Annotated in this window: 20 protein-coding genes; 11 read left to right on the top strand and 9 right to left on the bottom strand. The window is 68.1% G+C overall.

All coding sequences use genetic code 11. From position 1 onward, the window contains the following. Positions 1 to 196: 196 nt before the first annotated feature. Complete coding sequence (locus tag ACFXHA_RS34930; RefSeq protein ID WP_379363812.1) at positions 197 to 421, top strand: hypothetical protein; 225 nt, start codon at positions 197 to 199, stop codon at positions 419 to 421. Positions 422 to 531: 110 nt separating this feature from the next. On the opposite strand, the gene trpS is transcribed toward ACFXHA_RS34930, so the two are convergent. Together trpS and ACFXHA_RS34920 are read right to left on the bottom strand one after the other, a co-directional pair. Beyond that, on the bottom strand, positions 532 to 1,584 hold the full coding sequence (gene trpS / locus ACFXHA_RS34925; protein ID WP_379363810.1) for a tryptophan--tRNA ligase: 1,053 nt from the start codon (positions 1,582 to 1,584) through the stop codon (positions 532 to 534). 194 nt (positions 1,585 to 1,778) lie between these two features. Further along, entirely contained in the window at positions 1,779 to 3,083 is a 1,305-nt protein-coding gene (locus tag ACFXHA_RS34920) for an MFS transporter (protein WP_379363808.1), read from the bottom strand. A gap of 264 nt (positions 3,084 to 3,347) precedes the next feature. On the opposite strand from ACFXHA_RS34920, the gene ACFXHA_RS34915 reads away from it, so the two are divergent. Further along, positions 3,348 to 4,895 (top strand): MFS transporter, encoded by a 1,548-nt coding sequence (locus ACFXHA_RS34915; RefSeq protein WP_379363806.1) that lies wholly within the window; start codon positions 3,348 to 3,350, stop codon positions 4,893 to 4,895. 128 nt (positions 4,896 to 5,023) lie between these two features. Here ACFXHA_RS34915 and ACFXHA_RS34910 read toward each other — a convergent pair whose 3' ends face one another. Continuing rightward, on the bottom strand, positions 5,024 to 5,899 hold the full coding sequence (locus tag ACFXHA_RS34910) for an AraC family transcriptional regulator (protein WP_379363805.1): 876 nt from the start codon (positions 5,897 to 5,899) through the stop codon (positions 5,024 to 5,026). 82 nt (positions 5,900 to 5,981) lie between these two features. On the opposite strand from ACFXHA_RS34910, the gene ACFXHA_RS34905 reads away from it, so the two are divergent. Next, on the top strand, positions 5,982 to 6,680 hold the full coding sequence (locus ACFXHA_RS34905; RefSeq protein ID WP_379363803.1) for an alpha/beta hydrolase: 699 nt from the start codon (positions 5,982 to 5,984) through the stop codon (positions 6,678 to 6,680). Positions 6,681 to 6,878: 198 nt separating this feature from the next. Beyond that, positions 6,879 to 10,406 carry a carboxylic acid reductase gene (gene car, locus ACFXHA_RS34900; protein ID WP_379363801.1) on the top strand — a complete coding sequence of 1,176 codons (3,528 nt, stop codon included), beginning with the start codon at positions 6,879 to 6,881 and terminating at the stop codon, positions 10,404 to 10,406. A gap of 43 nt (positions 10,407 to 10,449) precedes the next feature. Here the strand turns inward: car and ACFXHA_RS34895 are convergent, their stop codons facing one another. Next, complete coding sequence (locus ACFXHA_RS34895) at positions 10,450 to 11,160, bottom strand: MerR family DNA-binding transcriptional regulator (protein ID WP_379363799.1); 711 nt, start codon at positions 11,158 to 11,160, stop codon at positions 10,450 to 10,452. 93 nt (positions 11,161 to 11,253) lie between these two features. On the opposite strand from ACFXHA_RS34895, the gene ACFXHA_RS34890 reads away from it, so the two are divergent. Continuing rightward, positions 11,254 to 12,402 carry an erythromycin esterase family protein gene (locus ACFXHA_RS34890; protein WP_379363797.1) on the top strand — a complete coding sequence of 383 codons (1,149 nt, stop codon included), beginning with the start codon at positions 11,254 to 11,256 and terminating at the stop codon, positions 12,400 to 12,402. 267 nt (positions 12,403 to 12,669) lie between these two features. Here ACFXHA_RS34890 and ACFXHA_RS34885 read toward each other — a convergent pair whose 3' ends face one another. Further along, positions 12,670 to 13,314, bottom strand: a complete 645-nt coding sequence (locus ACFXHA_RS34885) for a TetR family transcriptional regulator (protein WP_379363795.1) — start codon at positions 13,312 to 13,314, stop codon at positions 12,670 to 12,672. A 120-nt stretch (positions 13,315 to 13,434) separates the two neighbouring features. Between ACFXHA_RS34885 and ACFXHA_RS34880 the strand changes: the two genes are divergently transcribed. Further along, a complete protein-coding gene (locus ACFXHA_RS34880) occupies positions 13,435 to 14,571 on the top strand; it encodes a lipase family protein (protein WP_379363793.1) in 1,137 nt (378 codons plus the stop codon). An 88-nt stretch (positions 14,572 to 14,659) separates the two neighbouring features. On the opposite strand, the gene ACFXHA_RS34875 is transcribed toward ACFXHA_RS34880, so the two are convergent. After that, positions 14,660 to 15,442, bottom strand: coding sequence for a VOC family protein (locus tag ACFXHA_RS34875; RefSeq protein ID WP_379363791.1), 783 nt, complete (start codon positions 15,440 to 15,442; stop codon positions 14,660 to 14,662). A 166-nt stretch (positions 15,443 to 15,608) separates the two neighbouring features. Beyond that, positions 15,609 to 16,400: an SDR family NAD(P)-dependent oxidoreductase gene (locus ACFXHA_RS34870; RefSeq protein WP_379363789.1), complete on the bottom strand. Its 792-nt coding sequence runs from the start codon at positions 16,398 to 16,400 to the stop codon at positions 15,609 to 15,611. A 103-nt stretch (positions 16,401 to 16,503) separates the two neighbouring features. On the opposite strand from ACFXHA_RS34870, the gene ACFXHA_RS34865 reads away from it, so the two are divergent. Next, positions 16,504 to 18,540 carry a CocE/NonD family hydrolase gene (locus ACFXHA_RS34865; protein ID WP_379363787.1) on the top strand — a complete coding sequence of 679 codons (2,037 nt, stop codon included), beginning with the start codon at positions 16,504 to 16,506 and terminating at the stop codon, positions 18,538 to 18,540. 86 nt (positions 18,541 to 18,626) lie between these two features. Here ACFXHA_RS34865 and ACFXHA_RS34860 read toward each other — a convergent pair whose 3' ends face one another. Next, positions 18,627 to 20,414 (bottom strand): ABC transporter ATP-binding protein, encoded by a 1,788-nt coding sequence (locus ACFXHA_RS34860; RefSeq protein ID WP_379363785.1) that lies wholly within the window; start codon positions 20,412 to 20,414, stop codon positions 18,627 to 18,629. A gap of 84 nt (positions 20,415 to 20,498) precedes the next feature. Here ACFXHA_RS34860 and ACFXHA_RS34855 point away from each other — a divergent pair, with 84 nt between their 5' ends. From ACFXHA_RS34855 to ACFXHA_RS34840, 4 genes are all read left to right on the top strand, one after another. Further along, on the top strand, positions 20,499 to 21,020 hold the full coding sequence (locus ACFXHA_RS34855; RefSeq protein WP_379363784.1) for a MarR family winged helix-turn-helix transcriptional regulator: 522 nt from the start codon (positions 20,499 to 20,501) through the stop codon (positions 21,018 to 21,020). 151 nt (positions 21,021 to 21,171) lie between these two features. Next, positions 21,172 to 21,816, top strand: a complete 645-nt coding sequence (locus ACFXHA_RS34850; RefSeq protein WP_379363782.1) for a pentapeptide repeat-containing protein — start codon at positions 21,172 to 21,174, stop codon at positions 21,814 to 21,816. Positions 21,817 to 21,856: 40 nt separating this feature from the next. Next, positions 21,857 to 24,106: a molybdopterin-dependent oxidoreductase gene (locus ACFXHA_RS34845; RefSeq protein WP_379363780.1), complete on the top strand. Its 2,250-nt coding sequence runs from the start codon at positions 21,857 to 21,859 to the stop codon at positions 24,104 to 24,106. After that, positions 24,103 to 24,606 carry a winged helix-turn-helix transcriptional regulator gene (locus tag ACFXHA_RS34840; protein WP_379363778.1) on the top strand — a complete coding sequence of 168 codons (504 nt, stop codon included), beginning with the start codon at positions 24,103 to 24,105 and terminating at the stop codon, positions 24,604 to 24,606. Before ACFXHA_RS34845 ends, ACFXHA_RS34840 begins: the two co-directional genes overlap by 4 nt. Here the strand turns inward: ACFXHA_RS34840 and ACFXHA_RS34835 are convergent. Next, positions 24,597 to 25,151 (bottom strand): YaeQ family protein, encoded by a 555-nt coding sequence (locus tag ACFXHA_RS34835; protein ID WP_379363777.1) that lies wholly within the window; start codon positions 25,149 to 25,151, stop codon positions 24,597 to 24,599. The two genes, ACFXHA_RS34840 and ACFXHA_RS34835, sit on opposite strands and share 10 nt — an antisense overlap. Positions 25,152 to 25,165 lie beyond the last annotated feature (14 nt).

Genomic DNA, 25,165 nt, shown 5'->3' with positions numbered 1-25,165 from the left:
AGCCCGAAGGGCTCCAGCAAAGATTCGCGCCCTCGGAGCAATGCGCGACGAGATCGGCCCCTGGGGCGCAATGTTCATCACCGATGAGTTGGTCGCTGCTCTCGGGCGGGCGGGTCTCATCGACGCCACGACGTTCCGAACCTGTGCACCTCGGCCGGACAGTTGCGGTTGAACCTCTGGGATAAGGGATTTCGAGATGACTGGAGTCGATCGAGCGCAGCTTGTCGACCTTGTGAACCGGCTGTATGAGGGGCAGGGCGACGAGAGTCAACAGGATGAGTGGCTCAGGACTCTGAAAGATGCTGTTGCCGACCCGAGGGTCGGTGACTACATCTTCTGGGACGACTCCAACCCTCGGCTCACACCCGAGCAGATCGTCGATAAAGCGTTGGCTTACAACCCGATCGCGCTGGGTGGTTGATCCTTGTTGGATGTGACTTGGATCCGGGCGGTGTCTTCAAGATCAGGGTGTAGTCACTGCGGGAATTTGTCTGGTTCGCCGCGGTGAGTACACCCTGATCTTGGTGGGGGTTAGTAGAGGGTGCCCATGGCGGTGCGGACTTCTCCGAGGGTGCGTTCGGCGAATTCGTTGGCGCGGTGGTTGCCCGCTCGGAGGATGTCGCTCGCGAAGTCGGGGTTGGCGGCTAGTTCTTCGCGGCGGGCTCGGTGGGGGGCGAAGTAGTCGTTGACGGCTTCAGTGGCCAGCTTTTTGAGGGCGCCGCTGCCGCTGTCGCCGAGTTTGTCGGCCAAGGTTTGTTCGTCGCTGCCTAGGCAGAGGGCCGCTGTGGTGAGCAATGCCGAGACTCCGGGGCGGGATTCGGGGTCGAAGGTGATGGTGCGGGTGGAGTCGGTGGGGGTGCGGCGGATCAGGGTGGCGGTTTCGTCGGCGGTCATCGACAGTGAGATGGCGTTGCCGTAGCTCTTGGACATTTTGCGGCCGTCCAGGCCGGGGATTTCGGGGGTGGAGGTGAGCAATGCTTGGGGTTCGGGGAAGACGTGGCCGTAGCGTTCGTTGAAGCGGCGGGCTATGACTCGGGTTAGTTCGAGGTGGGGGAGTTGGTCTTTGCCCACCGGGACCAGGTTGCCTTTGCAGAAGAGGATGTCGGCCGCCTGGTGGACGGGGTAGGTGAGCAACAATCCGCTGAGGGCTCGGCCGGAGGCTGCCAGTTCGGTTTTGACCGTGGGGTTGCGGTGCAGTTCGGCCTCGGTGACCAGGCTCAGGAAGGGGAGCATGAGTTGGTTGAGGGCGGGGACTGCGGAGTGGGTGAAGATGGTGGCTTGGGTCATGTCTATGCCGGCGGCGGCGTAGTCGAGGACGGCGCTGTGGACGTTTTCGCGGACGGCGCCGAGACTGTCGCGGTCGGTGATGACCTGGTAGTCGGCGAGGATGACCCAGAGGTCGACGCCGAGGGCCTGGAGGCGGACTCGTTCGCGGATGGTGGCGAAGTAGTGGCCCAGATGCAGTCTGCCGGTGGGGCGTTCGCCGGTGAGGACGCGGAAGCGGTCGGGGTGGGCGGCTACCTCGGCGGCGAGTTCGTCACTGCGGTCGCGGGTGGCGGCGAAGGAATCCGAAGGGGTGGTCACCGTACAACTCCTGTGGTTCAGCGAGGACTGCACGAGCTGCCGGTCCGGTCAGGAGAACGGGCTGCGTACAGCCCGTGGTCATGGTTCATCGGGCTGCTAGAGCAGCCGACGCCAAGCCTGACGGGTGGAAATCATCTGTCCACCTTAACAAGACAGGTCAGGCTCGACCCAGGGCATATGTCACCGGTGTGGCGTCACGGGTGCGCGGACACGACACGCGGCATCGGGGCGACCGAACCGGGGCAGGGCGCGGGGCACAGATGCCCGGCCAGCGCGGTATGCGGTGAGCGGTGACGCAGCGAACCGACCATGGCGACCGCCTCGAGCGCGATCACGATGAACCCGTACCCGTAGGTGGTGGCGGCCAGCCCGAAGCGCTGCACGCACAGTCCGGCGATCACGGCCGGAACACTGAGCGACAGATACGACACCACGTAGATGGCCGTCACCACTTCCGCGCGTGCCTCGGCGGGAGCCAGCCCGGTGAGCATGCGCAGCGCCCCCGAGAACGACGGCCCGAACCCGATCCCGGCCACGATGCTGGCCGCGAAGAACAGCCACACCGAATGTGTCGCCGCCCCGAGCAATGCCACCGAGACACCGGTCATGAGCAGGATCGGCCCGCGCAGCAGCGCTTGATCGATGGTCCAGTCCCGAGCCAGCAGCGCGGTCACCGCCGAGGTGCCCTGCAGCGCAACCACTACCAGCCCGCCCGCCAGCGGCGTCGACACATGGAACTGCACCCGCATGAGCGCTCCGCCGAGCGCCAGGTAGAGCCCGCCCAACGCCCAGGTGGCCGAGATCGACGGCACCAGGGTGATGAATGCCGCCCGAACCGATTGCGGCACCGACACTCTGGGTTTCAGCGACGCCATCCCCTGCCCGTCGGGCCGCACCGTCTCCGGGATCAGCAGCACCCCGATCACGATGACGGTGAAGGCCGCCGCCAGCAGCCAGTACACCAGCCGGGTCGGCGCGGGCGCGTAGGCGACCAGCAGTCCGGAGCTGATCGCGCCGACCGCGAGCCCGCCACCCGCGGCCACATTCGTCATCAAAGCGCCCAGCCGGGATTCGGCGGGCTGCAGGTCGATCAGGGTCGCGGTGATCGCGCCGGTGGCCAGCCCGGTCGCGACGCCCTGCACGATGCGGGCGGTGAAAAGCCAGGTCACCGACTGGGCTTCGGCGAAGGCCAGCGTGCCCGCCAACTCCACCAGCACCGCCGCCACCAGCACCGGCCGCCGCCCGATGTGATCCGACAGCGACCCCGCGAACAGCAGTGTCACCAGCAGCGCAACGGCATTGGCGGCATACACCCCGGTCGAAACCAGCGACGAGTAATGCCACATCTGCTGATACACCGGATACATCGGCGAGGGCGCCGCCGACGCGAACAGCAACAGCCCCAGCGCGACCGCCAACAGCCAGAAGGCCGCCGTATTCGAGATCCGGTAACGCGCAGGGGATTCGACGCGCAGCGCGTCGTCGGGGAGGTTGGGCATGGTTCCTCGGGCAATTCGTCGGATGTGTGCGGTTCGAGTGTGACCCATCGGATCACCGCGCGCTCTGCGCGCTGCTCAGCCCGGAGCGAACAGGCATCGCCCGAACGGATGTGTCGGGCCGGTGCGGGATGGAACGGAGCTCGACCGGTCATGGTGGCCGGGTGGGCTGGCAGCGTGCTGGCAAGCAGCTACCAGGGGCCTGCCAGCCGGTCCGGGCAGGCTGACGCCGGTTTGCTTCTCCCGGAACGAAAGTCACGACAGTCGATGAACAGCGAAGAAAACCGGCGTGCGGGTCGGCGGGAATGGATCGCGCTCGCGGTGCTCGTCCTGCCGTTGCTGCTGGTCTCCATGGATGTCTCGGTGCTGTATTTCGCGGTGCCGTTCATCGTCCGCGATCTCGATCCCAGTGCGACACAGCAACTGTGGATCTTCGACGTATACGGCTTCGTGCTGGCCGGACTGCTGCTCACCATGGGTGCGCTCGGCGACCGGATCGGGCGACGCCGGCTGCTGCTGATCGGTGCGGTCGGCTTCAGCGTCGCCTCCTTCGCGGCGGCCTACGCGCCGAACGCGGAGGCGCTCATCGCCGCTCGCGCGGTGCTGGGTATCGCGGGGGCCACGCTCATGCCGTCGACCCTGGCGCTGATCCGCAACATCTTCACCCATGACGCTGACCGCACCAAGGCCATGGCCGTGTGGGCCGGGGTGATGACCGGTGGTGTCGCGATCGGTCCCGTGCTCAGTGGCGCACTGCTGCAGTACTTCTGGTGGGGATCGGTGTTCCTGGTCAATATCCCGGCCATGATCGCACTGCTGGTGGCGGCCCCGCTGCTGCTGCCGGAATTCCGTGGGGCGCGCCCGGAACGGTTCGACTGGCCGAGTGCCGCCTTGTCACTGGGCGCGGTCATCCCGGTCATCTACGGCCTGAAAGAGTGGGCCGCCAACGGATTCACCCCGGTGCGGCTGCTGATCCTGCTGGCCGGTGTCGCGGTCGGCGTGGTCTTCGCGATCCGGCAGCGGCGAGTTCCCGACTCCATGCTGGATGCCGCACTCTTCGCCCGCCGCGCCTACTCGGTGTCGGTGCTGGCGCAGCTGCTCGGGATGTTCGCTCTGGTCGGCAACGCGGTGTTCGTGACCCAGTATCTGCAATCGGTCCTCGGATTGAGCCCGTTCATCGCAGCCCTGTGGTCGCTGGCCCCTGCCGTGTTGGTGGGTGGTGCAGCCCCGTTGGCGGCCGCATTGGCACCAAAGGTCGGTCCCGGGCCCGTGGTCGCCGCCGGATTCCTCATCGCGGCTTCAGGTTTCGCGGTCATGGCCTTGGTGGGCGTGCATTCGCTGGTGCTGGTGTTGATCGCCGCCGGACTGCTGGGCGCGGGCCTGGTGATGGTGATGACCCTGGTCACCGACCTGGCGATCGGCACGGTCTCGGCCGAGCGGGCTGGTGCCGCGTCCGCGGTCCTCGAAACCGGCGGCGAATTCGGCGGCGCATTGGGCATTGCCGTGCTCGGCAGTATCGGCGCGGCCGTCTACGAACACCACGTCGACCGCGCGGTCCCCGCCGACCTGCCCGCCGCCGCGGCGCACACCGTCCACGAAACCCTCGGCGGTGCAGTGGGTGTCAGCGCCACCCTGCCCGGCGCGACCGGTGACGCGCTGCTCGCCGCCGCCCGCGCGGCCTTCACCTCGGGCATGAACAGCATGGCCGTGGCGGGTGCGCTGGTCATGGTGTTGGCCGCCCTCGGCTGCGGCCTGCTGCTGCGCACCGACCGTCCTGCCGCCGAACCCAGCGCAACCGACGACGCACTGGTCTGACCCCGACGTTCCCATGAATCCGCAGCTGGACCAGCGGATTCCGTGATCGTCGACGCGATCGGCCGCCGACCGGGCATCGTCCATGCCTGGTCGGCGGCTGCGACTGTCCTCCGCCACCCGGCGCTAATTCAGCTGCCCGTCCCCTTGCGGTAGCGCAGGGGCGGGACGTCGTAGCGCCGCCGGAAGGCGCGGCTGAACGCGGCCTCGGAGTCGTAACCGACCTGATGGGCCAGTGCCGCGATCGGAATTGTGGTGGTGCGCAACAGGGTCGCGGCGCGGGCCAGTCGCCGGTCGGCCAGGTAGGCGGCCGGTGGCTGGCCCATGCGGCGGGTGAAGCGGTCGGTGAAGGTGGTGCGCGACATAGCCGCCAGGCCCGCGAGATCCGATACCGACCAAGGGGCGGCGGGGGAGCGGTGGATGGCGGTCAGGACCGGCGCGAGGGCGGGATCCAGTGCGGCGGTGAGCCATCCGGGTGCTGCGGCATCGGTGGACCAGGCGCGCAGGGCGTGGATGAACAGCAGATCCAGGATTCGCGAGATCATCGCGGCCGCACCGGGTCTGGGCTCGGTGACCTCGACCAGCAGTAGTTCCAGGCTCAGCGGCAACCATTCCCGGCCGGGTCCGGTGCCGCAGATGACGATCGCGGGCGCGAGCACGGAAAGTAGTGGGGCCGCCTGTGGTTCGTCCACCAGGAACGAGCCGGTCACCCAGGAGGCGGGCCCGTCGACGGCCTCCAGTTCGTGTGTGTCGCCGCGGGCCAGCACCACCATGTCCCCGGAAGCGACTGTGGTGTCGGCGGATTCACCCTCGACCCGCACCCGCACCGCTCCCCGCTCCACGATGTGCAGCACCCGACTGGCCGGAAACCGCACCGGCGCACCGGGTTCGGCGCTGTGGCGGCTCACGGTCCGGCCCCGTAGCCGCACCGTCTCGAGGATCTCCGAGAGCGCATCCAACTCCGCCGTTTCCGGTGAATCGGCAAATTTTCGCGGCGATTCCGTCATGGTCTTTGCCCCATCATCCGACTAGCGTAAATCCCGCAACCCGGGAAGCGATAAGGATCAGCACTTCGAGAGGAGAAACGCCATGGCGGACAAGCCCGCGATAGTTCTGGTGCACGGATTCTGGGGCGGCGCGGCCCACTGGGCCAAACTGATCGTGGAGCTGCGCAAGCGCGGCTACGAGTCACTGCACGCGGTGGAGAACCCGCTCACCTCCCTGGCCGACGACGCCGAACGCACCCGCAAGATGGTGCGGCAGGTCGCGGGTCCGGTGCTGCTGGTGGGGCACTCGTACGGCGGCGCGGTCATCACCGAGGCCGGCAACGAAGACAATGTCGAGGGCCTGGTCTATGTCGCGGCCTTCGCGCCGGATGCGGGGGAGAGCCCGGGGCAGCTCACCGAGCAGCTGCCGCCCGCGGCGGTGGATGTCATCGCGCCGGATTCCGACGGCTACCTGTGGATCGAGCAGGACAAGTTCCACGGCGGCTTCTGCCAGGACCTGTCCGAGGACGAGGCGCTGGTCATGGCCGTGACCCAGAAGGCCCCGCTCGGTTCCACCTTCGGTGACACGGTCACCGTCCCGGCTTGGCGGTCGAAGCCGGTCTGGTACCAGGTCTCCACCGAGGACCGCATGATCAACCCGGACAATGAGCGCCGCATGGCCGAGCGCATGAATCCGCGCCGGACCGTGGAGCTGGCCGCGAGCCATGCCTCGCTGGCCTCGCAGCCCGCGGCGATCGCCGATCTGATCGATGCCGCGGTGGCCGATCTGGGCTACAAGTAGCACGCCGTCGTGTCGCGGCGCATCCTGGCAGGGATGCGCCGCGGGGTTCTTGACTTTCTCTCCACACCCGCGCATCGTTGAATAGTTAGCAACGCTAATTGACGGGTGAAATCCGGTCGCCGGAACGCAACTCGCCATTCATGATCGCTGCATGATGGCTGCGCGAGTCGTTCCGGCGCGGATCCAGGGAGGCAGTTCATGGTCGACGACAACGCACGCGCGGAACTCAACCAGCGGCTGGCCGACAGGCTCGCGCACGCCGAGATCGCCAAGCGCTTCGAGCGCCTGATGGCCGACGAGCAGATCCGCGTCGCCATGCCGAATCCCGAGGTGGCCGAGGCTGCCCGCCGGCCCGGTCTGGGTCTGGCGCAGGTGGCGGCGACCCTGATGGAGGGTTACGCCGAGCGTCCGGCCATCGGCGAGCGCGCCACCGAGATCGTCCTCGACGCCGACGGGCGGCGCACCCGCCGGCTGCTGCCCGAATACCGGACCATCAGCTACGGCGAACTGTGGTCGCGCGCCGGTCATCTCGCCGCCGGACTGCATCACGACGAACGGAATCCCGTGCGCGCCGCGGACTTCCTGGCCGTCCTCGGCTTCGCCAGCGGTGATTTCGCGGCCGTCGAACTCGCCGCCATCCGGCTGGGCCTGGTCGCCGTGCCCCTGCAGTCGAGCGCGACTGCCGCGCAATGGCATTCGATCCTCACTGAAACCGGGTCGCGGACCCTGGCGGTGAGTCTGGAGCTGCTCGAACCCGCACTCGACTGTGTTCTGAGCGGCACACCGGTGACCTCGCTCGTGGTCTTCGACTTCGAACCCGAGGACGACCGGCAGGCCGAGATCTTCGCCGCCGCCCAGCGCCGCGCCGAACAGTCGGGCACCGTCACCGTGGAATCGTTTGCCGCCGTGGCCGATCGGGGCGCCACACTGCCGGAGGTCCCGCTGCACACACCGGCCGACGACGACGAGCTCGCCCTGCTCATCTACACATCCGGCTCCACCGGAACCCCCAAGGGTGCGATGTACCCGCACCGTCTGCTGGCCGGAATGTGGCAGGGCCCCACCATCATTCCCGCTCCGGTCCTGAACTTCTGCTACATGCCGCTGAGTCACGTGGCCGGGCGCATGGTGCTGACCGGCACCTACTCGCGCGGCGGCACCGCCTACTTCGCCGCCTCCAGCGATATGTCGACCCTGTTCGAGGACATCGCCCTGGTCCGCCCCACCGAACTGTTCTTCGTGCCGCGCGTATGCGACATGGTGTTCCAGCGCTACCAGAGCGACACCGCGCGCCGCCGCGCCGCCGGTGAATCCGCCGACGCTGCCGACATCGCCGTGAAAACCGCACTGCGCGAAGACTTCCTGGGCGGGCGGTTGGCCCGCGTCATGGTCGGCAGCGCGCCCATCTCCGCGGAGATGAAGGAGTTCATGAACTCGGTGCTCGGGCAGCCGGTGATCGACGGCTACGGCTCCACCGAGGCCGGCGGCGGCATCCTCATCGACAACGAGATCCGCCGCCCACCGGTGCTCGACTACCGCCTCGAGGATGTGCCCGAGCTCGGCTACTTCTCCACCGACAAGCCGCATCCGCGCGGTGAGCTGCTGGTGAAGTCGATGATGCAGATCCCCGGCTACTTCAAACGGCCCGAGGTGACCGCCGAGATCTTCGACGCGGACGGCTTCTACCGCACCGGCGATATCGTCGCCGAGGTCCGGCCCGACTACCTGGTGTACGTGGACCGCCGCAACAATGTGCTCAAGCTGTCGCAGGGCGAGTTCGTCACCGTGGCCAAGCTGGAGGCCGCCTACGCCACCAGCCCGCTCATCGCCCAGATCTTCGTGCACGGCTCCAGCGAACGCTCGCAGCTGCTGGCGGTGATCGTGCCGACCGAGGCGGCCCGCGCGCTCGAGCCCGCCGTCCGCACCGCGGCCATCACCGCGTCGCTGCAGGACATCGCCAAGGCGTCGGAGCTGGAATCGTATGAGATCCCGCGCGCCTTCCTGCTCGAGGACGAACCGTTCACGCAGGAGAACGGGCTGTTGTCCGGCATCGGAAAACACTTGCGGCCCAAGCTGAAAGAACGCTACGGCGCACGCCTGGAGGAGCTCTACACCGAGCTGGCGCAACAGCAGGACAACGAGCTCGCCGCCCTGCGTGCGTCGGCCGCCGACGCGCCGGTGCTCGAGACGGTGTGCCGGGCCGCCCGGGCGATCCTCGGCGGCGAGGAGCCGCGGCCCGACGCGCATTTCACCGATCTGGGCGGGGATTCGCTGTCGGCACTGTCGTTCTCGACGCTGTTGCGCGACCTCTTCGACGTCGAGGTGCCCGTCGGCGTCATCGTCAGCCCGGCCAACGCGCTGGCCCAGCTGGCCGCGCACATCGAAGCCGAACGCGACTCCGGCGGAACCCGGCCGACGGCCGCAACCATCCACGACGGCACCGAGATTCGCGCCGCCGAACTCACTCTCGACCGGTTCATCGACGCTGCCACGTTGTCGTCGGCGCCCGCGCTGCCCCTCGCCCCGCAGCCGCCACGCACGGTGCTGCTGACCGGTGCCAACGGCTACCTGGGCCGCTTCCTGTGCCTGGAATGGCTGCAGCGCCTGGACGAGACCGACGGCACCCTCGTGTGCATCATTCGTGGCCGCGACGCCGAGGCCGCCCGGCAACGGCTGGACGAGGTATTCGACAGCGGCGATCCCGAACTGACACGGCACTACCGTGCGCTGGCGCAGCGGCGGCTACGGGTGCTGCCCGGCGATATCGGCGAACCGAATTTCGGTCTGAGCCAAGAGGATTGGCAGGATCTCGCCGACGCCGTCGATCTCATCGTGCACCCCGCGGCCCTGGTCAATCACGTGCTGCCCTACGGCCAGCTGTTCGGGCCCAACGTGGTCGGCACCGCCGAGGTGATCCGGCTGGCGCTGACCACTACCCGCAAGCCCGTCACCTACCTGTCCACCGTCGCAGTCGCCGCGACCATCGATCCGGCCGTGTTCACCGAGGACGGCGACATCCGCGAGATCAGCGCCGTGCGTTCGCTCGACGACGGGTACGCCAACGGCTACGGCAACAGCAAGTGGGCCGGTGAGGTGCTGCTACGCGAGGCGCACGACCTGTGCGGGCTCCCGGTGGCGGTGTTCCGCTCGGACATGATCCTGGCGCACAGCGATTTCGCCGGGCAACTCAATTTGCCCGACATGTTCACCCGCCTGCTGCTCAGTGTGCTCGCCACCGGCCTGGCCCCGAAATCGTTCTATGCCTTGGATTCCCACGGCAACCGCCGCCGCGCCCACTACGACGGCCTGCCCGCCGACTTCACCGCCGCCGCCATCACCACCCTGGGTGCCCGCGTGACCGAGGGCTTCGAAACCTACGACGTCCTCAACCCGCACGACGACGGCATCTCCCTCGACGAATTCGTGGATTGGCTCATCGAATCCGGCCACCCCATCGACCGCATCGACGACTACCGCGACTGGTTCACCCGCTTCGACACCGCCCTGCGCACCCTGCCCGAACACCAGCGCACCGCCTCGGTGCAGCCGCTCCTGCACGCCTACCACCGCCCCGGCCTGCCCATCCCCGGCTCGATCCTCCCTGCCAAACGATTCCAAGCCGCCGTCCAACAGGCGAAGCTCGGCCCCAACGGCGACATCCCGCACCTGACAAGGGAACTCATCGACAAGTACGTGACGGACCTGCGCCTGCGCGGCCTGCTCTGACGCCTGCGCGCGGCCTGGAACAGCCCGTGCGCACGGCCTCTCACTAACCCTCGCGCAGGCGCAGGTAGCGACCGAATAGACCGGCCGCGTCGAGCCGGGCCAGGCTCAGCGCGGTCAGTCGGTCGCGCCAGTCTGCCAGGGCTCGCGCCAGGGAATCGGTGCCGCCGGCCGCGCGTACCTGCGCGACCACGGTGGCAATCCGGGCCAGCGGATAGCCGCCGCGGCGCAGCAGGTGGGCGAGCTCGGCGTCACGGCGGTCCTCCGCGCTGTAGCGGCGGTAGCCGGTCGCCGATTCCCTTGCGGGAAGCAGGATTCCGGCGCGCTCCCACTTGCGTAGCGTCGCCGCGGTCAGCTCCAGATGGCGGGCGAGTTCGCCGACACTCCAGGCATCGGTGTCGGAAGGCGGTGGGGTGACGTCGGTTTCGGCGGTCAGGTGGTGCACGGCCCGGCGGACGGTGTCGAGGGTGTCGCGGTCCCGCAACGACTGTTCGTGGCCGCGGTCTATGAGCAGCAGCGCGGTGTCCAGGTCGCCGGCGTGGACGGCGGTCATGATCCGGCCCGCCGTCGCGTGCCCGTGCGCCCGTACCAGCGCGAGGAACGCGTCGAGGGCTACCGCGTGGGTTTCGGAGTAGATCCGGTAGCCGCTCGCCGTGCGGGTGGCGGGCGGCAGGAATCCGGCGTCTTCGTAGTTGCGCACAGCCTGGGTCGACAGGCCGTGCGCACGGGCCAGGTCGGCGGGACGCAGGTTGGACATCGGTTTGAGACTTTACCGGGCGGCACCGGACATTGAACTGGGGAAACATCAGTCCGACTGCCAATCGACGTTTCAACGATACGATTCATGGACATGACTCAGGACATTCGCGACTTCGTCCCCGCCTCATGTGAGCTGCTCGGCCTGGGAGAGCCGACGCACCAGGAACCCGCTTTCGCCCGGATCCGCAACGAACTCTTCGCCCGGCTGGTCGAGCACGGCTTCCGCTCGATCGCCCTCGAGATCGACCGCGTCGCCGCGCTCACCGTCAACGACTACGTGCAGGGTGACCCCGGCGACCTCGAACAGGTCGTCCGCGCGGGCTTCTCCCACGAATGGGGCGAGCGCGAGACCAACCGGGAGCTCGTCGCCTGGATCCGCGACCACAATCGCACCCGCCCGCCCGAAGACCGGGTGACGTTCCACGGATTCGACGCTCCCACCGAGAATTACAGCGCGCCCAGCCCGCGCCCCTACCTGGAGTTCGGTCGCGACTACCTCGGTCTCGACCACGACGTAGCGAGCCTGGCCGGAGATGACCACCGCTGGAGCCGCCCGGAATCCGTCCTCGACCCGGCCATGTCCCCGGGCGCGACCCCCGAAGCACGCCGCTTGCGCGAGCTCGGAGAGGACCTGCTCTTCGACCTCCACCGACGCGCCCCGGAACTCATCGCCGCCACCTCCCGCAGCCAATGGTTCAGGGCTGAAACACATCTCACCGCCGGCCTGGGGCTGCTCCGCTACCACGCACAATGCGCCAAGCCCCTGCCTGCGGCCGTGCGCGTCACCCCGCTGCTGGCCGTCCGCGACACGCTCATGGCCCACAACCTGCTCGCCATCCGCCGCCTCGAGGCCCGCCGGGGTCCGACCCTCGTTTTCTCCCACAACCTGCATCTGCAACGCGTCCAGAGCGTGATGCCCCTGCCCGACCAGGAGCACACCTGGTCCAGCGCGGGAGCGATCGTCGACGCCCTGGGCGACCTCGACTACACCTTCATCGCCGGAAGCCTCGGCCGCAGCGCCACTTTCGGTCTCGATGCGCCGCCCCCGGGCAGCTACGAGGCTCTCTTGGACACCCGCATCCCCACCTTGGGACTGACCGCAGGGGCGATGACCGGCACGCCCCGCACCGATGTCATCCCACACGGCCACTTCCCCCTGACCCCGGACCTGCTCGAGCGAGCCGACGCCGTCCTGCATATCAACGACGCCACGGCGGCACTCCAGCCCGCCATCTCCTGAACCAGGACACCGCGCCTCGGTTCCCCAGCGTGCGCGGGACCGGAATCCACTCTGCCCGTGGTGGATTCCGGCTCGCCACCGGCAGTATCGGTCTGCCATCCCGTGGCCGTCCACCTCCTGGCCGACGGTCGCCGGGCGGGCTCGGAGGGCTGCGGCGAATCCGGATTGATCCCGGCCACCTGCCATCCGGCGGTACGACCGGAATCTGCGCTGCATGTGGCGGATTCCGGCTGCCGCGCTGTCGCCTCGTTCACGCCGCCGTCTCGTTCAGGATGCAGCAGAGCCTGTCGCCGAGTCGATTTCGAGGCCGTGCTGCAGGGCGGCGACGGTGTTGTCGAGGATCTCGTAGAGGCCGTGGACCGAGGGATCCGGCTGGGTCACCCAGTGGTCCAAACCCACGCCGAAGGCTGAGAAGCAGGTGGAGGCTGCGAGTTTGGCGCGGAGATCGTCTTCGGGCAGGCCGCCGCGGTGGGCGAAGTTGCGGGCCAGGGCGTCGCGGCGGCCGAAGGCGCCGGTGAAGTTCTCTTGGCGCAGTTGCGGATTGGTGATCAGGACCAGGCGGGCGCGGCGGGCGGTGTCGGCCTGGCGACGGCGCAGTTCGGTTTGGGAGTCGTCGAGCAGGAAGTCGCGCAGGGCGGCTCGTAAGGCGGCGAACACCGCTTCGGTCGGCGGGCGCAGGTCCAGGGCGGCCAGCAGGTGGGCCATCACGTCTTCCTCGTGGGCGAACACGACGGCCGTCTTGGAGGGGAAATGCCGGTGGAAGGTGCGGCGCGAGACGTGGGCGGCGTCGGCGATCTCCTGCACGGTGGTCTGCTCGAAGCCGCGGTGTTCGAACAGCAGCAGCGCGGCGTCGATCAATTCGCCTCGTACCCTGGCCTTTTCTCGTTCGCGCAGCCCGGTCGGTGCCGTCATTCCACCCTCTCGTTGCCGTGTCGCCCACCCTGGTGTCTCAATGTGACACTTCACAGGATAGTCTGGCCGAAGTGTCTCACTGTGACACCAAGGCGAGATGAGTTACGAGAGGACCCACCGATGACCCGACGCACCGTGATCACGCTGGTCTCGGCGGCACTGCTGGCCACCGGCCCGGTGACCGCCACCGCCCTGGCCGACCCGCCCGCTACCGCCGGACAGGCCCCGGGCGCCGTGATCGGCGACGAGGCGCTACCGCAGAACCTATGGATCGACGGCACGGGTTCGGCACGCAAACTCACCTATTGGACCCGCGACTCTTCGGATACCCCGGCGTTGTCCACCGGCGTCGTGTTCACCCCCGCGGGCACCCCGCCGCCCGGCGGCTGGCCGGTGCTGTCCTGGGAGCACGGCACCGTCGGCATCGGCGACGACTGCGCGCCCTCGGTCACGGGCCGCTCCGACCGCGACAACGGCTTCCTCGCCACCTGGCTGAAGCAGGGTTACGCCATCGTCGCCACCGACTACATCGGACTGGGCACCCCCGGCGTGCACGCCTACCTCGACGGCCGCGCCGAGGCTCACGCCGCCATCGACATGGTCCGCGCCGCGCATGCTGTGAACGACACCCTCGCGCAGAAGTGGGTGGCCATCGGCCAGTCGCAGGGCGGCGGCGCAACGGTTTTCACCGCCTCGCTCGCGACTTCCTATGCGCCCGAACTGGATTACCGCGGCGCGGTGGCCACCGGCCCGGCCTCCAATATCGTCGACGCCGCGACCCTGATCGGCCCCAACACCCCGCCCATCGGTTCCTCGCACATCACCGCCTACGCCACCTATGTGCTCAACGGCCTGAAGGCCGCGCGCCCGGACTTCGATCTCGACAGCTACCTCACCCCGCTCGGCAAGCAACTGGTGACCGACGGGCAGACGCTCTGCTTCGCCGATATGGCCGACCGCGCCACCGGCGTCTCGCTCAACCAGCTGGTGTCCAAGCCGCTGTCCGAGGGCGATTTCGTGCCCGTCGCGCGCACGGTCATGGATGTGCCGCTGACCGGTTACGACCGTCCGCTGTTCATCGGCCAGGGCACCAACGACACCGATGTGCCCGCGCCGCTGACCGCCAAGCTGGTGGCCGACATGGCCGTCGCCGGAACACATCCCGAGGTGCACGTGTACCCGGGCAAGGATCACAGTGGCGCCATGATCGCGTCGCTGGCCGACAGCGTGCCGTTCGTGGCGCGCCTGTTCTCCTGAGCCCTGACAGGTGACCTGAACCCTGACAGGTGAAAGGCCGAGTGGCGCAACGCCACTCGGCCTTGTCGATGATTCCAGGGAAGTCGGCTCAGCCGATGGTGACCGTGGTGTCGATGAGTCCGAAGACCTCGCCCTGTGGTCCCGCCACGATGCCCATCCGTCCGAACGGGCTGTCGTCGGGTCCCATCATGACCGTCGCGCCCAGTTCCTTGGCCTTCTCCAGTGCGGCGTCGGTGCCCGCAACCTGGAACCAGGTCAGCCAGTAGTTGGCGTCCGGGCCGGGTTGCCCGGTGGTGTCGGCAGCGCCGCCCATGGGACGGCCGTCGGCTCCGGCGAAGGTGGAGTAGGTCATGCCGCCGCCACCGATCTCCTCGAAGGACCAGCCGAAGACCTGCTTGTAGAACTCCTGCGACGGCGCGTACGCGGTGGTGTGCAGATCGTTCCAGCAGTACGCGCCCGGTTCGTTGAAGATCCCGGCGCCGGTGTGTGCCTTGGCTTCCCAGACGCCGAACACCGCACCACCGGGATCGGCGGCGATGCTCATGCGGCCGACGTCCATGACGTCCATAGGCGGCATGAACACCATGCCGCCGGCCGCCGTGACCGCGCCCGCGACCGCGTCGGCGCTGTCGGCGGCGAAGTAGGTGGTCCACACCGACGGCATCGGTCCCGGACCCATCTTGGGCCCGATGCCCGCGGCCGGGCGGCCGTCGAGCATGGCCATCAGATACCCACCGGCCTCCGGCGGGCTGTCGAGCACGTCCCAGCCCAGCAGCTGGGAGTAGAAGTCCCGCGCGGCGGCGGGATCGTCGACGGAGCAGTCGACCCAACACGGAGTTCCTTGTGGCCAAGGCTTGTCGGTTGTGGGCATGGGATCCTCCCGAGAACGGTCGGTTTCGGCCTGTCGGAGGGCAGGCGCATGGTCAGCTAACCACGCTTCCCGGTCCGCCGGACTCGTAATACCGACCGGTCGTGAATTGATATTGAACCTTCGCCGACGACTCGCCGACCGGTCTCGCAAACGTCCCCGATCGATGTCAGGCGCGGTGCGGATACGCGCCGCCGTCGACCACGATCCGCTGGCCGGTGAGGTATCCGGCGGCGGGGGAGACGAGGAAGGCGACCACGTCGGCGACCTCCTCCGGTCGGCAGACATGACCGAACGGCGAGCTCGCGTCGAGGTCGGCGGCGCGGGCGACGGTACCGCCGCTGACCGCCTTGGCGAGGCGGTCGCCCATATCCGAGGCGACCAGACCCGGCGCGACGATATTGACGTGAATCCCGTTGGCGGACTCCTCCTTCGCGAGGGTGTGCGCCAGCGCCTCGAGTGCCGCCTTGGCCATGTTGTAGGGCGCGCCGTTCGCGCCCAGGCCGTGCGCGGCGACGCTGCTGATCATGATGATGTCCCCGCGCGGGCACCCGCGCATACCCGGCAATACGAGTCCGGTCAGGCGATGCGGCCCGATCGCCTGAATGTGCAGCAGGCGTTCCACTTCGGCGGGATCGGTATCGGCCACGGTCCGTCCGCGACTCGCGATGCCGCCGTTGTGGACCAGCACGCTGATCGGGCCGAGTTCACTCGTCACCTGGTCGACCATGGCGGCCACCGCGTCCGCGTCATCGACGGGTGCGCGCACGGCCAGCGCGGTCGCTCCGGCCGACCGCAGTTCTGTCACGGTCTCCTCGGCCGACTTCTCGTCCCGTGCCCAGTTCACCGCGACCGCGGCCCCGCGGGCGGCCAGGGCGTGGCTGATCGCCCGCCCGATCCCGCGTCCGCCGCCGGTCACCAGCGCCACTCGTCCTGCCAATTCGCCTGTTGCTGTGCTCATTCGGTCAACCTATGGCACGCGCCACGTTTGCGTACGAGAGTGTCGGCCGTTACAGTCCTGCGTTGGGTACGCAGTTGTTTCCAAGCGACGTCATGGGGATGGGATGAGACTCAGGAAGATCAGGGGCCGCACGCTGGGCGCGCTCGCACTACTGGCCACCGCCGTCACCGTCGGGGCACTGGTGCGGCCGCTGGCCACGGCCGAACCCGACGCCGGAGCTCTGGGCGCGGGCTGGACCGCGACCGCCGATGCGCCGCCGCAGTATCCGGGCGTGCACATCGACTGGGATGTGCCGATCACCATGAGCGACGGCACCGTGCTGAAGGCCAATGTGTACCGGCCCATGGACGCCGCCGGGCATATCGTCGACACCCCGCTGCCCACCATCGTGAACCTCACCCCGTACACCAAACTCGTGTCCATGATCGCGGATTCGGCGCTGTCGATTCCCGGACTGTCGGACACGCTCTCGGGCTTCCTGCAGGGCTTCGACCTCTCCGGCGTCGGCCTCGGCGGACTCTCCGACCTGGTCAAGACGCTGCCGGGCGGCGCGGGCCGAGTCTTCACCGCCGACCGCAAGCTGATCCAATCCGGCTATACCCAGGTCGTCGCCGACGTGCGCGGCACCGGCTTCTCCGAGGGCGTCTGGCAGGTCTTCCAGGAGCGCGAGCAGCGCGACAGCGTGGAAGTCATCGACTGGGCCGCGCAACAACCGTGGTCCGACGGCAAGGTCGGCATGTCCGGCATCTCGTACTCGGCGATCAACCAGGTGCAGGCCGCCGAACAGCAACCGGCCGCACTGAAGGCCATCTTCCCGGTGGAACCTGGCAGCGACCTGGTGCGTGACGTGCTGGCCACCGGCGGCGCGCTCGGATTCGGTTTCATCCCACCGTGGTTGCTCGGCGTGGACAGTCTCAAGCTCGTTCCCGATCTGACCGCGCTCGTCTCCGGCGGCTTCGACTTCAAGTGGCTGGCCGACCGGTTGCAGAGCCCGTTCACGTTCTTCGACTACATCATTCAAGCGCTGACCATCCAGAGTGTCCCGGAGATCCCGGACAACCTCAGGAGCCTGCTGGAACCCGACAGCTCGCTGCGCGCAGGCTGGCTCGGTCACCCGGATCGGGTGCGGGTGCCGACCATGGTCTACGGCGGCTGGCACGACATCTTCACTTACTCCGAACCGCGCATCTACAACGCGATTCCGTTGCCGCCCGGGCAGAAACAGCTGATCATGGGCGACACCTATCACGCCGATCCCGGCAGCGGCTTCGGTGTGGCCGGTGCGCCGCCGCGGCTGGACGTGCTGCAGCGGGCCTGGTTCGACAAGTGGCTCAAGGGCATCGACAACGGCATCGACACCTACGGCCCGGTGACACTGTTCCAGCAGGGTGGCGGCTGGACCACGACCGGTGAATTCCCGCGCGCCGACGTCGATTACCGGCGCATGTACCTGTCGGGCGCGCCCAGCGGCACCGCCACCAGCGTGTACGACGGCAGTCTGAGCACCGAACCCGCAGGGCCGCAACGACTCACGGTCGGCCCCGGCGTCATGAGTCTGTGCTCGCGGGACACGGCGCAGATCACCGCCGGTGTCACCGCCGTGCTGGACGCCTGCGCCAAGGACGCCCGGCCGATGGAGCTCAACGGCCTCACATTCACCGGGCAGCCGGTGGCCGCGCCGACGCTCATCTCGGGCCCGGTGAGCCTGCACCTGAACACGGTGCTCGACGCCACGGACGGCTACTGGTCGGCCACGCTCAACGATGTCGCCCCCGACGGCCGCTCGACCGTGCTGACCTCCGGACAGTTGACCGCGTCGCTGCGAAAGGTGGACGAGGACAAGGCGACCCGCTCACCGAACGGCGACTACACCGACCCGTACCCGGTACTGACCCTGGCCGATCGGGAGCCGCTGGTGCCGGGACAGCCGACCACCGTGGATCTGGGCCTGACCGCCACCGACGCGGTCCTGCAACCGGGTCACCGCCTGCGGGTCGACGTGTTCGCCTTCAACTTCCCCCGCGGACTGCCACTGCGGCCGCTTCTGAACGAAAGTCAGTTGCTGCCACAGCATCTCGACCTCGATCCGAATGCGCCCAGCTGGGTGAACGTGCCGATCGGCGGCACGCCGGGCTGGTAGGCCGTTGCCCGGCGGCCTCCGGTCCGGATCAGCAGAAGGCCCTGCCGTCGGCGTTGACGGCAGGGCCTTCCTCTGGATTTCACCCGCTATTCGAGCGCGCCCACCACGTCCTCGAAGGTGTCGCGCGCGAGTAGATCGGCGTAGAAGCCGTTGCGCTCCACCAGTTCCCGGTGGGTGCCGCGTTCCACCACCCGGCCCTGATCCAGCACCACGATCTGGTCGGCGTCGCGAATCGTGGACAGCCGGTGCGCGATGGTGATGGTGGTCCGGTTGGCCGAGAGCGCGTCGATGGCCGCCTGCACCTCCCGCTCGGTGCGGGTGTCCAGCGCGCTGGTCGCCTCGTCGAGCACCATGATCGGCGGATTGCGCAGGATCGCGCGGGCCACCGCCAGGCGCTGCTTCTCGCCGCCGGAGAAGCGGTAGCCGCGTTCGCCGACCTTGGTGTCGTAGCCGTCGGGCAGGCTCATGATGTGCTCGTGGATCTGCGCCGCGCGAGCCGCCTCGTGCAGTTCCGCGTCCGTCGCTTCGGGTTTGGCGAAGCGCAGGTTGTCCGCGACCGAGGCGTGGAACAGGTAGGTCTCCTGCGAGACCACGCCGACGGCGGTGGACAGGTCGGCGAAGGACAGGTCCCGCACATCGACACCGTCGACGGCGACCCGCCCCGAGGTGACGTCGTACAGCCGGGCCACCAGGTAGCCGAGAGTCGTCTTGCCCGAACCGGTTTCGCCGACTATGGCGAGGCTGGTTCCAGCGGGCACGTCGATATCGATGTCGCTCAACACGTCTCGATCGCTGTCGTAGGCGAATCCGACGTGCTCGAACCGCACCGCCCCCGACACCTGCTTCGGCAGCTTCGCGGGCTTGCTCGGCTCGGTGATATCCGGTCGCAGATCCAGGTATTCGAAGATCCGCCCGAACAGGGCGAGGGAGCTCTGGATGTCGACACCGGTCGAGAGCAGCATGACGGTCGGCCGCAGCAGTCCGCTCTGCAGCGTCGTGAACGCGACCAGGGTGCCGATCGACACCATGGGATGTCCGGAGGCGACGGTCATTCCGGCCGCCCAGTAGATCACCGCGGGCATCGCGGCCATGACGATCGAGATGGTCGACTGCCGCCACCGCCCGGCCATGCTGGAGCGGATCTCCAGATCGACCAGTCCGCGCGATTCGCGGGTGAAGTCGTCGACCAGCGCCGGCGCGCGACCCATGGTGCGCGACAACAGGATTCCGCTGACCGACAGCGATTCCTCCACGATGGCCGACATGCCCGCCAGCTTGCGCTGCTTCTCGCCGGTGATGCGGCGGCGTTCGGAGCCGACCTTGCGGCTGATCCACACGAACAGCGGCAGCATCACCAGTGAGACCAGGGTGAGCCGCCAGTCCAGCGCGAACATGGCGATCACCGAGGCGACGACCGAGGTGAAGTTGGAGACCAGCGAGGTGAGGGTCGAAGTGACCGTGGACTGCATCCCGCCGATGTCATTGGCGATGCGCGACTGCACCTCGCCGGTGCGAGTGGTGGTGAAGAACGCCAGCGGCATGGACTGCAGCCGCGCGTACACCGCCGAGCGCAGATCGTGCATGACGTTCTGCCCGACGGCGGTCGAAATGTAGGTCTGCAGCACGCCGAACACGCTGTTGAGCGCGGCCACCGCGATCATGCCCGCGGCCAGCAGGGTCAGCAGTCCGGTGCGACCGTGCGGCAGGGCGTCGTCGATGATCCCGCGCAGCAGGAACGGTGAGGCCAGCCCGGCCAGCGAGGCCAGGCCGACGAGGGCGCCGACCAGGGCCAGCCGCCCGCGATAGGGATGGAAGAGCCGGACGATCCGGCCGAGTTCTGTCTGTGTATCCACAGTGTCCGTGGATGAAGCCATAGCGCCTCCTTTCGAACGGAGTCATGCGCTGTAACTGAGTTTGACTCATAATTGTTCCGGGGACAATGAGTTATGCTCTAGATCATGCCGAGCAGTCACCCCGACGACTCCCACGCGACCGCGGCCACCCGCCCCGGCGGACAAACCTCGAGCCCGGGCAGCGACGACGACCTGGCCGAACTCTTCTTCCGCAGCACCAAACGCCTGCGCCGCACCCAGTCCGCCCGCCTCGCCCCCCTCGGCCTCACCCCCGCCCAGGCCCGCGCCCTGCGCATCATCGGCCGCTTCGACGAGCACGCCGACGAACCCCTGCGCATGTCCGCCCTGGCCGACCACCTCGGCATCGTCCCCCGCTCCGCCACCACCGTCGTCGACGCCCTCGTCACCGCCGGACTCGTTGCCCGCGAAACAGATCCGGCCAACCGCCGCGCCACCTTGGTCACCCCGACCACTGCGGGCCGCAAGGTGCTGGCCGAAATGTCCCAGGCCCGCCGAGACGCCGCCGGCGAGATGTTCGCCGCCCTCTCATCCGACCAACGCCATGCCCTGCGTGACCTCCTGGCCACCCTCGTCGGCGACGACGCGACCCCGCCCGCCGCGCACTGAACTGTCGATCGGCAGGCCGGAGCCGCCTCGGAGTAGCAGGTGGGGTCCATACGAGAGCACGGGGTGGTTGGGCAGGGTTGTCCGGGGCCGGGAGTACGGTCGGGTTCGCTTGTTCGATCCGATGTTCGATCCGATCCGGTAAGGAAGCGATATGCCACGGGAGTTGGCCGATCTGCCGTTCGCGCGATTTCTGGAGGCGCGCGAGGAGATCGAGAGTGCGGGGGCTTACGACTGCGCGCACTTCGACGGTCTCTCGCTCGACGATCCGCAGGTGCGCGGGGTGACGTTCACCGAGTGCGCGGTGTCGGCGACCACGGTCACCGGCGGGTTCTTCCGGTATTCGCGGTTCAACGACGTGTGGCTGGGCAGTACCCGCTGGATTCGCACCGATCTGTCCGAAACCAGTTGGATGGATGTGGAATTCGTGCTGGCGGCGCTGTCCGGGGTGGAGGCGTTCGGGTCGACGCTGCGGCGGGTGAGCTTTCACAACTGCAAGTTCGATTCGGTGAACCTGCGCGGTGCGGTGCTCAACGAGGTCAAGTTCGTGGACTGTGTGCTGCGCGATCTGGACGTCACCGACGCCAAGCTGACGGCGGTGAGCTTTCCGGGCACGGAGATCTCCGGGCTGACGCTGCGCAACGCCAAGTTGAAGAACGTGGACCTGCGCGAGGCTCGCTCGCTCGGCATCACCGGTGGTGTGGAATCGCTCTCGGGTGCGGTCATCACCAATATGCAGCTGTTCGACCTGGCCCCGGTCTTCGCCCATACCTTCGGAATCACGGTCAAGGATCTGTAGTCCGTAGCGCTAGTGAACTGACTCGAGTTACGCTGCTCACATGACGGAGTGGCAGCCCACGGCATGCATCCTGTGCGAGTGCAATTGCGGCATCCAGGTGCTGCTCGGGCCGGACGGCCGGACCTTCGAGAAGATCCGCGGTGACAAGCTGCACCCGGCGTCGGAGGGCTACACCTGCAACAAGGCCCTGCAGCTGGATCGCTACCAGAACGGGCACACCGGCCGGCTGACCTCGCCATTGCGGCGGCGGCCGGACGGCAGCTTCGAGGAAATCGATTGGGACACCGCGATTTCCGAGGTGTCGGCCCGGCTGCTGGAACTCGGCCACCACTTCGGCGGGGAGTCGATCTTTTATTACGGCGGCGGCGGCCAGGGCAATCACCTGGGCGGCGCGTACGCCCCCGCGACCTTGGCGGCCTACGGCATCAAGTATCGGTCGAGTGCGCTGGCACAGGAGAAGACCGGTGACTTCTGGGTGGGCGCCCGCATGGCCGGTCACCCGCTGCGCGCCGATGTGGAGCACGCCGAGGTGGCGTTCTTCATCGGCAAGAATCCGTATCAGTCGCACGGCTTTCCGCGGGCTCGCACGGTGTTGAAGGAGATCGCCAAGGATCCCGCCCGGTCGATGATCGTGCTCGATCCGGTGCGCACCGAGACCGCCGAGCTGGCCGACTTCCACCTGCAGCTGCGGCCCGGCACGGACGTGTATCTGCTCTCCGCGATGGCCGCGATCCTGGTGCGCGACAACCTGATCGACCAGGATTGGCTGGCCGAGCACGCCACCGGACTGGACGCCGTGCTGCCGGTGCTGCGCGCGGTACCGATCGAAAAGTATTGCGCCATCGCCGATGTCGACCTGGATCTGGTCACCGCCGCCACCCACCGGCTGGCGCGCGCGTCCTCGGTGGCCGCGCTCGAGGATCTCGGCGTGCAGATGAACCGGTATTCGACGGTGGTGAGCTATGTCGAGAAGCTGGTGTGGGTGCTCACCGGCAATGTCGGAAAGCCCGGCACCCAATACGCTTTCACCGGGTTGACCAATCTCGGACACGACCGCGGGCATCCGGCGGGCGAGGGGCCCAAGAGTCCCGTGGTCGGCGCACACATTGTGAGTGGCTTGGTGCCGTGCAATGTGATCAGCGAGGAGATCCTCACCGATCATCCCGCCCGGTATCGCGGAATGATCGTCGAGAGCGCGAATCCCGCGCACTCCCTGGCTGATTCGGCGCGCATGCGCGAGGCCCTGGAGGCGCTGGAACTGGTGGTGGTGATCGATGTCGCGATGACCGAGACCGCCCGCCTGGCCGATTACGTGCTGCCCGCCCCCACGCAGTTCGAGAAGTACGAGGCCACATTCTTCAACTTCGACTTCCCGCGCAATATCTTCCACCTGCGCCACCCGGTGCTGCCCGCGCCGGAGGGCGTGCTGCCCGAGCCCGAGATCCATGCCCGGCTGGCCGAGGCCGCCGGGGTCGTCGGCGAGGCCGACTACGCGCCACTGCGGGCCGCGCTCGCGCAGGGCCGCGAAGCCTTCGCGATGGCGTTCCTGGGAGTGCTCGGCGATCCGGTCCGCTCGAAACTGGCTCCCGTGCTGCTGTATCGCACGCTGGGGGAGACGCTGCCGGACGGTGCGGCCTCGGCCGCGCTGCTGTGGGCGGCGGCCTACAACATGGTGCGCAAGTTCCCGGCCAGCGTCGAACGTGCCGGGTACGGAACGGGTTTGGCGGCCGGGGAGCGGTTGTTCGAGGCCATCCTCACTGGCAAGCACGGCGTCGTCATCTCGGAGGACGACTATGCCGAGACCTGGAATCGGCTGCGTGACAAGGTGATCCGCCTGGAGATCCCGGAACTCTTGGAAGTGATCGCGACCCTGCCCGATGCCCCGGACGACGGCGGCGACTGGCCGTTCATCCTCTCGGCCGGTGAGCGACGGGCCTTCACCGCCAACACCATCTTCCGAGATCCGGCCTGGCGCAAGCGTGATGCGGCCGGAACCCTCCGGATCAGCACTTCCGACGCCGACCGCCTCGGCCTCGCCGCCGGTGACCTGGTTCAGGTGACCACCCGGCGTGGCTCCGCCCAGGTGTCGGTCGAGCCCACCGACCGCATGCGGCCCGGCCACCTGTCGCTGCCCAACGGCTTCGGTCTCTCCGTCGACGACGCCCAGGGCACCCGCGTCACCACCGGTGCCGCCCCGAACGAACTGACCTCCTTCGACTCCCGCGACGAATGGGTCGGCACCCCCTGGCACAAGTACGTCCCCGCCCGCCTGGATACCGTGACCGCATGAAACGAACGAGTTTCGCGAACTGGCCGTGCACCGTGGCCCGCACGGTCGACCTGCTGGGTGACTGGTGGACGCCACTGATCCTGCGCGAAGCGTTCTACGGCGCAAAGCGTTTCGACGACTTCGAAGCCACCTTGGGCCTCAGCCGCAATATCCTCACCCAGCGCCTGACCCGCCTGGTGGAGGCGGGCCTGCTGATCAAGGTCCCGTATCAGGACCGCCCGATTCGCCACGAATACCGGCTGACCGATCAGGGCCGCGACTTCTTCCCGGTCATCGCCGCCATGATGGCCTGGGGCGACCGCTACCTCGCCCCGGACACCGGCAAGCCGATCGTCCTGCACCACACCGCCTGCGACCACGACACCCACGCCGAAGTCGTCTGCTCCCATTGCCGCGAGCCCCTTCACCACGAAGACATTTCCGCCCGACTGGGTCCGGGGTTCCCGCCCCGCCTCCGCGAATCCGCAATGGCGACAGGTCGTTTCGGCGCTCAGCCCTGAGGCTCGTCCAGGCGATACTCAGTGATATCGGTCGAGAGCGATGTGCCGTTCACCTCGAGGAACAGGTGGCGGTCGGTGACCGAGAGGGTCAGCTCATTGCGGCGGTCGAAGGCCGCGGCTCCGGCGGCGATGAAATCGCGGTCGAAGGCGTAGACCGGGATGTCCGCCGCGCGGTGAATCCGCTTGGCGGGCAAGGCGGCCAGTACCTTGACCGGGTCGCGGTGGGTGTAGATGGCGACTCGGTCGGCGAGTTTGCTGGCGCGGTGGATTCGGTCCGCGTCGGGAGCGCCCACGTCGATCCAGCCCACGAGCCGGGTCGTGAGGTCGCGGATGACGACCGGGGGCTCGTCGGCGGAGGAGACTCCACCGTCGCTGAAGGTGATTCCCTCGGTGTATTCCAGGCAGTAGGCCAGGATGCGGGTCAGCATGTATTCGGCGGTCTCGGAGGGGTGCCGCGCGACCCGGAGCTCGAGCTCTTCGTAGACGTTGCGATCCACATCCGCCAGATGGATGGTGACGGTGTGGATGGTCGAGTTCAGGGCCATAAGGATTGGAGCTT

Origin of the sequence: Nocardia sp. NPDC059240, from assembly GCF_042753865.1 — a bacterium.
GTDB lineage: Bacteria > Actinomycetota > Actinomycetes > Mycobacteriales > Mycobacteriaceae > Nocardia.
The sequence above is the reverse complement of the archived record's forward strand: the minus strand, read 5'-3'. Positions and strand labels throughout refer to the sequence as shown.